The following is a 12,369-nucleotide window of genomic DNA, read 5'->3' as shown; positions in this document are numbered from 1 at the left end:
CACCCCACACAGCTCATGAGACGCCCCCGCAACACAAACACCAGCCCGCGAGAGCCCCGATGCCACCGATTCAGCGCTTGGCGTCTAGCATGAATCGTCCCTATGGGTTTTCGACACCTATTTCGATAGGTCCCCACCAACCCGGCGCCCGGGCAGAACCGGCAGACGGTGCAGACCGGCGATTACGCGCTCACGTTGCAGGCGCTCGACCCGTATCCCCGTACACCCGAGGATGTTCCGCCGCTTTCGGAGTACCGGGCGACGCTGCTGGTGCACCGGACCGGCTGACGGCTCACCCGGCGGCGGCCAGGGCCTCGGCGAACCGGGCGAGTTCCTCGTCGGTGACGTCGACGTGCGGGGAGGCCCGCAGCACCGGCGCCGTCATCTCGAACGGAGCGCGCTGCACATCGGCGAACGTGGTGACGATGCGGTGTTCGGCGATCAGCCAGTTGCGGATCATCTGCGGGTCGGCGCCATCGGTGGGGGCCAACGTGGTGATCGCGGTCGGTTCATCGTGCGGCTCGACGACCCGCCATCGGTCGAGGCCGGCCACCGCGTCGCGGGTCATCCGGCCCACCTCCGCCAGCCGGGTCCGCACCGCGGCGGGCCCGTCGGCCAAGTGTTCGCCGAGCGCTACCGAAAAGCCCACGCGGGCAGCGACATTGGCCTCACCGTGCTCCAAGCGCTGCAAAACGGACGAAGGCAGGTTCCACTCCGGGGGCGGTAGCCGTGGTTGCAGCCGCCGGGCGAGCTCCCGGTGGATACCGAGGAATCCCACGCCGCGCGGCCCGGCGATCCACTTTCGGGAGGAACCGTAGATCGCCGCGGGCGTGACCGCGCAGTCCAGGTGTCCCAGCGCCTGGGCGGCGTCGACGACCAGCGGCACACCGAGTTCTGCGCATGTGGCGGCCAGCGCCGACAGCGGCTGCGCCAGACCGCGGTGGCTGGCAAGCGCCGTCAAGTGCACCAGCGCCGGGGGGTCGGCGGCCAACTGGCGCGCGGCCGCCGCGACGTCGAGCCGCCCGTGGCCGTCGGCGGGCAGGGCGCGGACGGCAAAACCGTTGGCGGCCATGATCGCCAGGTTCGGCCCGTATTCGCCGGGCAGACACGCCGCGGTCCGGTCTCCGGGCCAGGCGCCGAGCAGCAGGTCGAGCGCATTGTTCGCGCCGGTGGTGAACACGAAGTCGGTGCTGGCCAAACCGGTCAGCGCGGCGAGTGCGGCGCGCCCGGCGTCGAGCACCGGTGCGGCGGCCTCGGCCGCGACGTAACCGCCGACTTCGGCTTCGTGGCGCGCGTGCTGGCCGGCGGCGTCGATCGCTGCGACGCTCTGACGCGAACAGGCGCCGCTGTCAAGGTGCACTCCGGCCACCGCCGGGCGGGCCGCCCGCCACCGATCCGCAAGGCTCATTTCGTGGCCAGCGACAGGCCGAAGTCACCGGCGGCGTCGGTCCACCAGTGGGTCATCCGAAGCCCGGCCGCGGCGAGCTCGGCTTCGACGCCCGCGCGCCGGAACTTGCAGGACACCTCGGTGAGCATCGCCTCACCGGCGGCGAACTCGACGGTCAGCCCGAGATCGCGCACGTGCACCCGCTGCGCTTCGGTGGCGCGCAGCCACATCTCGATGCGTTCGTCGGCGGCGTTCCACACCGCGACGTGTTCGAACTTCTCGAGGTCGAAGTCGGCGTTCAGTTCACGGTTGACGACGGCGAGCACGTTGCGGTTGAAGCGCGCGGTCACGCCCGCGCTGTCGTCGTAGGCGCGCACCAGACGGTCGGCGTCCTTCACCAGATCGGTGCCGAGCAGCAGGCTGTCACCGGGTTGCAGGGTGTCGGAGAGGGCGGAGAGGAATTCGGCGCGCGGGCCTGCGGTGAGGTTGCCGATCGTCGAGCCGAGGAATGCGACCAGGCGGCGCCCGACGCGGGGGATCTTGTCCAGGTGCTTCTCGAAATCCCCGCAGACGGCCTCGATCTCGAGGCCGGGATACTCGTCTGCAAGCGCCGCGCCCGCGGCGACCAGCACCCCCGCGTCCACGTCGAACGGGATGAACCGGCGCAACGAGCCGTGGTCACGTAGCGCGTCGAGCAGCATGCGGGTCTTCTCCGATGTGCCGCTGCCCAATTCCACCAGGGTGTCGGCGCGGCAAGCCGCCGCGATGTCGGCCGATCGGTTTCTGAGGATCTCGGCCTCCGCGCGCGTCGGGTAGTATTCCGGCAGCCGCGTGATCTGGTCGAACAGGTCGCTGCCGACCGAATCGTAGAACCATTTGGGCGGCAACGACTTCGGGCTCGATGTCAAACCGTCGAACACGTCCCGGCGCAGCGCGTTCGCTGCCGAGTCGGGCGAAAGGTGGTTCGACAACGACAGCGTGCCCGCGTGATCGGATCCCCGCGCCATCAGGCTCCCTTCAATGCGGCCAGTTGCACTCCTGACGACGTGACCTCGACGAGGTGCCGGTCAGGGATCTCCTCCCAGGCGGGATCGTCGTCGTAGGGTTCACTGGCCAACACGACGCCGTCGCGGCGTCGCAGCACCGACAGTGTGTCGCCCCATGTCGTGGCGATCAGTCGTGACCCGTTGCCCGCCAGGATGTTCAGCCGGGCGTTCGGATCGGCCGCGGCGACGTCGACGATGGTCTCGCCCAGCGAGTCCAGTCCCCGGGCGAAGATGAGCGCGGCGAGAAGGGCGCTGTCGTTGGTCGACTCGGCGGCGGGCGACAGCGGCAGCGCCCGGCGGTCGACCAGCCCGTTGTGGGAGAGCAGCCAGCGCCCGTCGGTGAACGGCGCCACCGCGCTCGCTTCGATCGACATGCCGACGCTCGCAGACCGCACCGCGGCGACGATACAACCGCTGCGCAGCGCGGGCGCGACCGAGGCGAGCGAGGCATCCCCCCACATCGGCGTCGCACTGCGCCAGCGCCGCGGCGTCTGACCGTCGAAGAAGCCCACACCCCATCCGTCGGCGTTCATCAACCCGTGCTTCTGCCTGCGGGGTGAATACGATTGCACGAGAAGACCGTTGGCGGGCTCGAGGATCAGCGACGCCGCCGAGGCCGGTTCACCGAGCCACCCGAGATGCCGGCACATCAGTTGCTCTCTCTTCGCGCAAGCGGCTCATCGCGGGCATTCTCTCTTCGCGCAAGCGGCTCATCGCCGGCATCCCAGGCCAGTCGCACGCCGGAGAAGATCTGGCGCCGGATCGGGTGGTCCCAATTGCGGAAACTGGGCCGCAGGATGCTGGCCGCGACCGCCCACGATCCGCCGCGCAGCACCTTGTAGTCGCCGGCCCCAACACCTTCGAAGAAGGGCTGTGAGTAGCGTTCGTAGATCATCGGCGTGAATCCCGGCCACGGGCGCAGCGGCGACGTCGTCCACTCCCACACGTCGCCCAGCATCTGCTCGGCGCCGTAGGCGGAGGCCCCGCCTGGGTAGGCGCCGACGGGCGCCGGACGCAGCGCGTCGCCGCCGAGATTGGTCAGGGCAGCCGTGGGTTCGGTTGCGCCCCAGGGATATCGGCGACGTGCGCCGACCGCCGGGTCCCACGCACAGGCCTTCTCCCATTCCACCTCCGTGGGCAGCCGGGCGCCCGCCCACGCGGCGTACGCCTCGGCTTCGAAGAACGTGACGTGCTGGACCGGCTCGTCGTCGGGGATCTCCTCAACGTGGCCGAAGCGGGTGCGGGTGGCGTCCGGATTCCAGAACTGCGGCGCGGTCAGACCTGCTTCGGTGCGGTGTGCCCAACCGCGCTCCGACCACCACCGGGGCTCGTCGTAGCCACCGTCGTCGATGAACTGGCGCCATTCGCCATTGGTGACCGGGACGCGTCCGATACGGAAGGCGGGTACGTCGACGACGTGTGCCGGACGTTCGTTGTCCAGCGAGTACGGCTCGGTGGCCGCGTCGACGCCCAGGACGAACTCGCCGCCGGGCACCAACACCGATGTGCCCGCGACGTCGGGGCGGCCTTCGGGAAGCGCAGTTCCGGTGTCGAGCAACGGAGGCCCGCTCCGCAGGTTCAGCGCCTGCAGCATGGTCTCGTCGTGCTGGTTCTCGTGGCTGATCACCAGGCCGAACGCGAAACCGGGCTCATCGTCGGGTAGGACGTCCAGCGTGTCGAGCACCTTGTCCCGCACCGTCGCGCAATACGCCCTGGCATCCGACGGCGGGAGCAGCGGCAAGTTCACGCGGCTGGCGCGGGAGTTGACGAACGCGTCGTAGAGACGTTCGACGTCGGGGCGCAGCATGCCGGGCCGGTCCGGGTTTCCCTCGCGCAGCAGCCACAGCTCCTCCTGCTGCCCGATGTGCGCGAGGTCCCACACCAACGGGCTCATCAGCGGGCTGTACTGGCGGCCCAGCTCCGCGTCGTCGAAGTCGACGAGGCGCAGCGTGCGCCGGCGTGCCCGGGTGAGTTCGCGCGCGATGGTTTCGCGAGGTGTCACAGTTCCCCTCGTGCCAGTTGCGTGACCGCGGGCGCGATCCCGTGTTGTGCGGCGCGGTCCCGGAAATCGTCGGCCGGACAGCGTCCCTGTTCGACCGAACGCACGAGCCGTTGCATCGATTCCGCGAGCTCTGCGGGCGCGCGTTCCGCGGCCGCCCGCACACATCGTTGCGCGGCGGCGCGCAACCGGGGGTCGGCCAGGCCGACGTGAGCGGCCTGATCCCAGGCGGTGGCAACGGGTTCGGTGGCTTCGGCGGCGATTTCGGCCGCCGTCGGGTCATCCAGGAGGGTGACCAACGTGAACGCGACCGCCGGCCACACCGCGTCCGGCACGCTGTCGAGATAGCGGATCTCCAGCCACTGCCGCGGGCGGACCGGAGGAAACAGCGTGGTCAGGTGGTAGTCGAGGTCGGCAGCGGTGGGACGGCGGCCGCCCAGCGCGACCCGCCCGTCGGCCCAGTCGGCGAACGGCACCCAGTCGGTGACCGGTTCGGCGTCGGCGTCGGCGTGGTTGACGAGCATCACCGGAGCGTTGAGCGCGTACCGGGCCCAATCACTGGCCGGGTCCTCGCCGTTCTCGCCGAGGATCGGGCCGCAGCGGGCCGAATCCAGCTGGCTCCACACGCGTTGCCGCGTCGACTGCCAGCCGGGGTCGTCGCCGCTCAGCACCGGCGAATTCGCGGTGATCGCGATCATCGTGGGGCCGAGCGCATGCGCGAGCCGGACGCGGTCCGCCCACCCCTCGTGTGGGCCCGCATCGAGGTTGACCTGCACCGAAGCCGTCGAGGTCATCATCGCCGCACCCGCGGCGGGAGTGCCGCTGGCCGCGAAGAAGGCCTCCATCGCGCGATAGCGCGCGCCCGGGTTGACGCGCTGCGCCGGCCGCAGCGGATCTGCGCCCAATAACACCAACCCGAACCCGGCGCCCGCGAACGCAGCGCAGAGCACGGCGCGGTCAGCGACCATCGCCTCGATCGCCGAGAGCGGGCCCGCGAGCGGCGGACCGGACAGTTCGACGGCGCCGCCCGGTTCGACGGTGACCCTGCTGCCGCCCGGTAGGGGTGGCAGGCCGGCGATGGCGGCGGTGAGCTCATCCCAGCGGGGCCTGCGCGCGGCATCGGTCAGATCGAAGCAGTGCGCCTCGATCTCGAGGCCCACCCGGCCCACCGGGCCGTCCCGCAGGCACCCGGCGCCGACCTGGCGAGCGGCGGCATCAGCGCTGGTCAGCTCGGTGCAAGGACTCCGCGGCGGGTGCGCGTCCGCCACCTCGGACGCGATGGTGAAGGTCATCCCAACCATCCCCTTCCGGGAGTGGACCGCTGCCCCTTCAACCATTATCCAGACGGGACCGACAAATCCAGCGTTTTTTGGATGACGCCTTCGTTACGAGGATCTCCAACCCCGCCCCGGGTTACTGGCCCAGGGTGTTCTGCATCGCCCCGGCCAGCGCATTCACCGCCGGGCCACCGTTGCCGGACTGACAGACCTTTGCCTGCAGCAGGACGTTCTCGCGCTTGCGAGTGGTGGTGAAGCAGCGCCGGTCGGTGCCCGCCTCCTGTTTGACCCAGTCGGCATCGGTGGCCGTGGTGGGCCCGCCGGTGAAGGTCCACACCTGAGTCGTGAAGTTGTCCAGGTGCATCGCGGTGGTCTGCCCGTTGCAGCCGGCCGTGCGGTCGACGACACGACGGAAGGCCCGGTCGGCGGCGTCGGTCGTCGCGAACACCCCGACCGCTTGTTTGACCAGATGCGTCGCATCCGTCGGCGACTCCTGGGTGACCGCGCCGTTGAACGATGCGAGATCGGGGTCGGCGTAGACGTCGGGCAGGCCGATGTCCGCCCAGTTGTTGCACGCAGGAAGGTCGACCGAGAAGGTCTGCACCGGCTCTGCGAACAACGACTCGAATCGCATTGTGGCGCCGACGATATTGCCCACCGAGCCCTTCGGGAGCACGGCGTAGTTGACCACGCCCGGATCGGATGGGCGCGCTGCGGCGGGGCCGGCGGGCGCCATGACCGACAGCCCGATGGCCACGCCGACGCCCGCCGCGGCGACCGTCCGCACCGGTCAGACCTTCGCGGACAACTTGACTTCGATGTTGCCGCGGGTGGCCTTCGAGTACGGGCAGAAGTCGTGCGCCTTCGCCATCAGGTCGTCGGCCACGCTCTGCTCGAGGCCGGGCAGGTAGCCGATCAGGTGAGCCGTGAGCCCGAACCCGCCCTCGGAGTCCGGTCCGAAGCCGACCTGCGCGGTGATCGAGGTGGCTTCGTCGATGTCGATCTTGTTGTTGCGGGCCTGCAGCCGCAGTGCGCCGAGGAAGCATGCCGCGTAACCCGACGAGAACAGCAGTTCGGGGTTGACGCCCTCGCCGCTGCCGCCGAGCTCCTTGGGCGGGCGGGTGTCGAGATCGATCTTGCCGTCGGAGGAACGGACGTGGCCGTCACGGCCGCCTCCGGACGCGGTGGACTCTGCGGTGTACTTGACCTCAATGCTCATGGGCTCGATCATGCCAGCCCACGCGTAGACGGCAAGACGCCCGTCCCGCACCGGGTATCGGCGCTGGTGTGCACTCAGATCGCCGGTTCGGCCGATTCACGGCCCATTGTCGATCTGAGTGCACACCAGAGGGGGATGGCTCTACGGACGCGACGGCGCCGTCGTGGTCGGAGCCTCGGGGGCCTGCGGCGGCTGGAACCGCGGCCCGTCGGCGCCCGGCCCGAACGGCGGTCGCTGACCCGGTCCGCCCGGCATCATCGGGCCTCCCGGCGGCGGTCCACGATGGAAGATCGCGACGTCGCGATCGTGGCCACCGTGATGGCCGCCGCGGTGGTGGCCTCCCGAGTGCGCACCGAGGATGAAACCGGAGAAGAAGATCACCGCGACGATGAACACGACACCGGCGGCAATGCCGACCCATGCGGCAGCGGCGCCGAGCTTGGAGCGGCGCGGGGTCAGGTGATCAGGGTGGGGTCCCGCGACCACGGGGGTGGTGGCCGGTTCTGATGGTGTTTCGGTCATGGCTGCCATCATGCGAGCCGTTTCGATGAGCCCGTCATGTGGCACCTATGAGTCGGCTGTGAAAGCGGCCGTCGGTCCGCCGATTGACACCGCTCAGGCCGCAGAATAGTTTCGACTACACGCGTTGTCAGTTGCCGGAAGGGAAGCCAGAGACCATGCAGCGCCCGATCCCGACGCGTCACCCGGAGCGGCCTCGCCCCGTCCCGGCCGGCATCCGCGTCATCGCCAAGGCGCTGGCCATCGGCGAGCCCACACCGGCGCAGTGGCGCAGGCTGGGTGAGCGGCTGACCGTCGGGGACGAACCGATGGACCGCCTCGTCGAGTGGATGTCAGGCGTCGGCGTGAAGCAGACCCGCCCGTTGTTCGACCGGGCGCTCACCTACGGAATCGACGCGGTTCCCGACGCCCCGGAACCGTTGCGCGAATTCTTCACGGCCGTGGAGAAGCTGCCCGACTGGGTCGACCCGGTGAAACTGCGCCGCGGTGCGCAGGCGCTGCGTCGTGGCGGCGCCGACGGCATGTACGTCGCACGTGACGTGTCACTGCTCGGCGGCTACCAGTTCTCGGGTTTCAACAAGACGCTGTTGCGCACCGGCGCCCTGGAGAAGGGTTCGAACAAGCGCTTCGCCGAGACGATGCAGTGGGCGATGGACGTCATCTCCGACGGTGGTCTCGAGCACCTGGGCGCCGGTTACCGGTCCACCCTTCGGGTTCGGCTCATCCACGGACTGGTACGCCGCCATGTGTCCGCGATGCCCGACTGGCGCGCCGATGACTGGGGCGTCCCGATCAACCAGACCGATATGGCGGCGACGCTGATCGGCGCGCTGGTCGCACCTGCCGTCGGCGTCGTGGGGATGGGAATCGTGTTGCGGCCGAAGGACTATGACGCTGTCGCACACTTGACCCGCTATGTCGGATGGTTGATGGGCGTGGAGGACGAGTGGCTGCCGCGCGGGTTCCGCGACAGCATCCGGGTGCTCTATCACACCCTGGGCGCGCTCGCCGAACCCGACGAGTCGTCGAGGCAGCTGGCGGTTCCGATGGCCGACGACCCGATGATCTGGCACTACGACACGATGCCCGCGATCCGGCGTCGTATCGCACGGGCCCAACATCTTTCGGTCACCAGCGGCTTTCTGGGGCCGCGCACGATGCGCGCACTGGGCCTGCGCCCCCATCTGCCGTGGTATCCGGTGCTGCGGCTACCGGTGAACCTGGCCCGCAGTGTGGCCGCGGTCGCCCTGCCCGGCGGTATCGCGAGGGCAACCGCGCGCGGCGACCGCGAGCACCAGGTGTTGATGCGCACGATCATCGGCGACGACGGCGCCACCATCGGCGAGTCGGCCGAGCACGTCAGCACCGTCGCCTGACCCGGTGTTATGACTAAGGCTTGAACGGGTTGACCGCGAACTGGATCACCCGGTACGGCGACCCGCCGCGCGGTCCGGTGTTCCACTGACTGACGAACACCCGCACCTCGTCGAGCGTCGATCCCGGTGAGATGTAGCCGCCGTACGGTTGGGCCAGGCGGTTGCTCTCCGGTGGCCCGAGATGGTCTGCCGGGTCGGGCCATTCGGAGGCCACGACGACGGTCGTCACCGGCGCGGTGCCCAGCCCGGTGGGGTCGTTGGCCACCCGCATCTCCATGTTCCCGGTGCTGGCGTTGAAATACGACAGCACGGTTTTCCCGTCGATCTGACGGATGCTCATCTCGCCGACCGCGTCCGGCCACAGCGGTGTCGGCGGGCTGCCCCACCCGGAATCTGCCGACCAGCCTTGCCAACTCGACCGGTCCTCGAACTCCTGCGGCGTGGCCCGATACAGCTCCAGCGGCGCGCTGCGGTCGAAGTTGTTGGCCACGATGTACACCCACCCGGTTTCGGAGTCGGCGCGCGGGATCGGGTCGTAGTAGCCGCTGATCTGCGACTGCCTGCCGTCGGCATAGGAGGCGGCACGCTCAGAGTCCGGCAGCGTTGGCCAATTACCTTGCGCCGGGTTGGCTTTCACCAGCCGTGAGCTCTGCGGATCAAGCTCACGCACGGTGGTGACCATCAGGTAGTTCTGCCGGTTGATCTGAACGACGCCCGCCGGCAGTTGCGACATGCCCGGTGGCGTCGGATCGGCCAGCAGCGGACGGTCGGTTCCGGTCACACCGTCGTAGCGCACGCCACCCGGGTCGCCGATCGATTCCGTCTCGACGTGCAATGCGATCGGCGAGAACCACCCTCCGTAGCCGACTCCCTGCCCGGCGAAACTGTCGCCGCACACCTGCAGGATGCCGCTGGGAAACTCCATGAACTCGCACAGATCCGTGGCCCCGATACCGTAATCGCGTGTCGGGGTTCCGGTTCCGGCCGTCGGACCGATCCTGATCACCTGCCCGGGCGCCAGCGGCGGCAACACGGGATCGGGGATCGGCGCGGGCTGGGCGAAAGCCCATGGCGCCGCGACGAGACCCAGCGCCGAGACCGACGAAATGGCTGAAAGCAGTCGCGATTTCCCGCCGAAACGTCGGTCCCGACGCAAATCAGCCCCGGGCCAGCAGCTCGGCGATCTGAATCGTGTTGAGTGCCGCGCCCTTGCGAAGGTTGTCGCCGGACACGAACAGCGCCAGCCCGCGCCCGTCAGGCACGCCGGGATCCTGCCGGATCCGGCCGACCAGCGAGTCGTCCACCCCCGCCGCGGCCAACGGTGTCGGCACGTCCACGAGCGTCACGCCCGGCGCCGCACCCAACAACTCCGTGGCCCGCTGCACTGAAAGCGGTTGGGAGAATTCAACGTTCAGCGACAACGAATGCCCCGTGTACACCGGCACCCGCACGCACGTACCGCTCACCGCCAGGTCCGGGATGTCCAGGATCTTTCGGGTCTCGTTGCGCAGCTTCTGATCCTCGTCGGTTTCACCGGAGTCGTCGTCGACGTAGGACCCGGCCAGCGGGACGACGTTGAACGCGATCGGCGCGACGTACTTCGAGGGCGCCGGGAAGTCGACCGCCGAACCGTCGGCCACCAGATCACGGCTGTTGTTCACGACCGCGCTGGCCTGGCCGAACAACTCCTCCACCCCGGCGACGCCGCTGCCCGACACCGCCTGATAGGTCGAGGCGATCATGCGCACCAGGCCCGCTTCGTCGTGCAGGGGCTTGAGCACCGGCATCGCGGCCATCGTCGTGCAGTTCGGGTTCGCGATGATGCCCTTCTTGAGGGTGACGCCCCGCACCTCACGCGCGAAGTTCACCTCGCTGACCACCAGCGGCACGTCGGGGTCCTTGCGCCAGGCCGAGGAGTTGTCGACCACGATGGCGCCGGCTTCGGCGAACCGCGGCGCCTGCACACGCGACATCGTCGCCCCCGCGGAGAACAACGCGATGTCCAGGCCCGAGGGATCGGCGGTCGCGGCGTCCTCGACCTCGATCTCCTGCCCCCGGAAGGGGAGCTTCTTGCCCTGCGACCGCGCTGAGGCGAAGAACCGCACACTGGTGGCCGGAAAGTCGCGTTCCTCCAACAGCGTTCGCATCACCTGGCCGACCTGACCGGTCGCGCCAACCACACCGATGTTGACCATTTAACGGCCCGTCCCCGCGTACACCATGGCCTGCTCGTCGCCGCCCAGGCCGAACGCTTCGTGCAGCGCGGCGACCGCCTTGTCCAGATCGGTGTCCTTGACCAGCACCGAGATCCGGATCTCCGACGTGGAGATCAGGTCGATGTTGACCCCGACCTCGGCCAACGTCTCGCAGAACTTGGCGGTCACGCCGGGATGGCTCTTCATGCCTGCGCCCACCAGCGAGACCTTGCCGATGAGGTCGTCGTAGAGCACACCGGTGAAACCGATCTCGCTCTGTAGCGAGCTCAGCTTCTGCACCGCGGCCGGGCCGTTGTCCCGCGGACAGGTGAACGTGATGTCGGTCTTGCCGTCCTCGACCTTGGAGATGTTCTGCAACACCATGTCGATGTTGATGTCGGCGTCGGCGACGGCGCGGAACACCTTGGCGGCATAGCCCGGCACGTCCGGGATACCGACCACGGTGACCTTGGCCTCACTGCGGTCGTGTGCGACTCCGGTCAGAATGGCGTCTTCCACGGGAATGTCCTCCATAGATCCGGTCACCAGGGTGCCCGGGTTGTCCGAGTATGACGAGCGGACGCGTATCGGCACGTTGTAGCGCCGGGCGTACTCCACGCAGCGCAGCATCAGCACCTTGGCACCGCAGGCGGCCATCTCCAGCATCTCCTCGAAGCTGACCTGGTCGAGGTGGTGCGCGTTGGGCACGATCCGCGGGTCCGCGGTGAAGATGCCGTCGACGTCGGTGTAGATCTCGCAGACGTCGGCCTTCAGCGCCGCGGCCAACGCCACGGCGGTGGTGTCCGACCCGCCGCGCCCCAGCGTGGTGACGTCCTTGCTGTCCTGGCTGACCCCCTGGAACCCGGCGACCAGGACGATGACGCCCTCGTCGAGCGCGTCCCGCAACCGGCCGGGGGTGACGTCGATGATCTTCGCGTTGCCGTGGATGCCGGTGGTGATCACGCCGGCCTGCGAACCGGTGAACGAGCGGGCCTGCGCGCCGAGCGAGTGGATGGCCATCGCGACCAGCGCGTTGGAGATGCGCTCACCGGCGGTCAGCAGCATGTCCATCTCGCGCGGCGGCGGCGCCGGGCACACCTGGTTGGCCAGGTCGAGGAGCTCGTCGGTGGTGTCGCCCATCGCCGAGACGACCACGACCACGTCGTTGCCCTGCTTGCGCGTCTCGACGATCCGCTCGGCCACGCGTCGGATCCGCTCGGCGTCGGCAACCGAGGATCCGCCGTACTTCTGCACGACGAGCGCCACTGATCAAGCCTTTCAAGTGCTGGGAAGGATCCCAACAAGGATAAGGGCTGCGCGCATCCGATTTCTTTCCCCCGTGGTGGGCCGG

Annotated in this window: 12 protein-coding genes; 1 reads left to right on the top strand and 11 read right to left on the bottom strand. The window is 69.1% G+C overall.

Translation table 11 applies throughout. The features are described from left to right. Positions 1-292 precede the first annotated feature (292 nt). The 8 genes from egtE to RMCN_RS10145 all read right to left on the bottom strand — a co-directional run bounded on the left by egtE (position 293) and on the right by RMCN_RS10145 (position 7,450). On the bottom strand, positions 293-1,408 hold the full coding sequence (gene egtE, locus RMCN_RS10180; RefSeq protein WP_067388755.1) for an ergothioneine biosynthesis PLP-dependent enzyme EgtE: 1,116 nt from the start codon (positions 1,406-1,408) through the stop codon (positions 293-295). Further along, positions 1,405-2,394 (bottom strand): L-histidine N(alpha)-methyltransferase, encoded by a 990-nt coding sequence (egtD, locus tag RMCN_RS10175; RefSeq protein ID WP_067388753.1) that lies wholly within the window; start codon positions 2,392-2,394, stop codon positions 1,405-1,407. The genes egtE and egtD overlap by 4 nt, the downstream gene beginning before the upstream one ends. Next, on the bottom strand, positions 2,394-3,083 hold the full coding sequence (gene egtC, locus RMCN_RS10170) for an ergothioneine biosynthesis protein EgtC (protein ID WP_067388751.1): 690 nt from the start codon (positions 3,081-3,083) through the stop codon (positions 2,394-2,396). The genes egtD and egtC overlap by 1 nt, the downstream gene beginning before the upstream one ends. Further along, positions 3,083-4,435, bottom strand: a complete 1,353-nt coding sequence (gene egtB / locus RMCN_RS10165; RefSeq protein ID WP_084377314.1) for an ergothioneine biosynthesis protein EgtB — start codon at positions 4,433-4,435, stop codon at positions 3,083-3,085. The genes egtC and egtB overlap by 1 nt, the downstream gene beginning before the upstream one ends. After that, positions 4,432-5,724 (bottom strand): ergothioneine biosynthesis glutamate--cysteine ligase EgtA, encoded by a 1,293-nt coding sequence (gene egtA, locus RMCN_RS10160; protein WP_067388851.1) that lies wholly within the window; start codon positions 5,722-5,724, stop codon positions 4,432-4,434. The genes egtB and egtA overlap by 4 nt, the downstream gene beginning before the upstream one ends. A 121-nt stretch (positions 5,725-5,845) precedes the next feature. Next, positions 5,846-6,445: a sensor domain-containing protein gene (locus RMCN_RS10155; RefSeq protein WP_064416134.1), complete on the bottom strand. Its 600-nt coding sequence runs from the start codon at positions 6,443-6,445 to the stop codon at positions 5,846-5,848. 54 nt (positions 6,446-6,499) lie between these two features. Beyond that, positions 6,500-6,928: an organic hydroperoxide resistance protein gene (locus tag RMCN_RS10150; RefSeq protein WP_174523802.1), complete on the bottom strand. Its 429-nt coding sequence runs from the start codon at positions 6,926-6,928 to the stop codon at positions 6,500-6,502. A gap of 141 nt (positions 6,929-7,069) precedes the next feature. Beyond that, on the bottom strand, positions 7,070-7,450 hold the full coding sequence (locus tag RMCN_RS10145; protein ID WP_084377322.1) for a hypothetical protein: 381 nt from the start codon (positions 7,448-7,450) through the stop codon (positions 7,070-7,072). Between the two features lie 155 nt (positions 7,451-7,605). Between RMCN_RS10145 and RMCN_RS10140 the strand changes: the two genes are divergently transcribed. Beyond that, the gene (locus RMCN_RS10140) at positions 7,606-8,823 is read left to right on the top strand and encodes an oxygenase MpaB family protein (protein WP_067388747.1); all 1,218 of its coding nucleotides are present in this window, start codon (positions 7,606-7,608) and stop codon (positions 8,821-8,823) included. 13 nt (positions 8,824-8,836) lie between these two features. Here RMCN_RS10140 and RMCN_RS10135 read toward each other — a convergent pair whose 3' ends face one another. From RMCN_RS10135 to RMCN_RS10125, 3 genes are read right to left on the bottom strand one after another with little or no spacing between them, the layout of a single operon-like run. Continuing rightward, positions 8,837-9,931 carry a DUF4185 domain-containing protein gene (locus RMCN_RS10135; RefSeq protein ID WP_409366048.1) on the bottom strand — a complete coding sequence of 365 codons (1,095 nt, stop codon included), beginning with the start codon at positions 9,929-9,931 and terminating at the stop codon, positions 8,837-8,839. A gap of 49 nt (positions 9,932-9,980) precedes the next feature. Next, positions 9,981-11,018 (bottom strand): aspartate-semialdehyde dehydrogenase, encoded by a 1,038-nt coding sequence (locus RMCN_RS10130; RefSeq protein WP_067388743.1) that lies wholly within the window; start codon positions 11,016-11,018, stop codon positions 9,981-9,983. After that, positions 11,019-12,284, bottom strand: a complete 1,266-nt coding sequence (locus RMCN_RS10125) for an aspartate kinase (protein WP_064416014.1) — start codon at positions 12,282-12,284, stop codon at positions 11,019-11,021. It abuts the gene before it with no gap. Between the last annotated feature and the right edge of the window lie 85 nt (positions 12,285-12,369).

The organism is Mycolicibacterium novocastrense (assembly GCF_001570485.1).
GTDB lineage: Bacteria > Actinomycetota > Actinomycetes > Mycobacteriales > Mycobacteriaceae > Mycobacterium > Mycobacterium novocastrense.
Note: the sequence above shows the minus strand (reverse complement) of the source record. Positions and strands in the feature narration are given on the sequence as shown.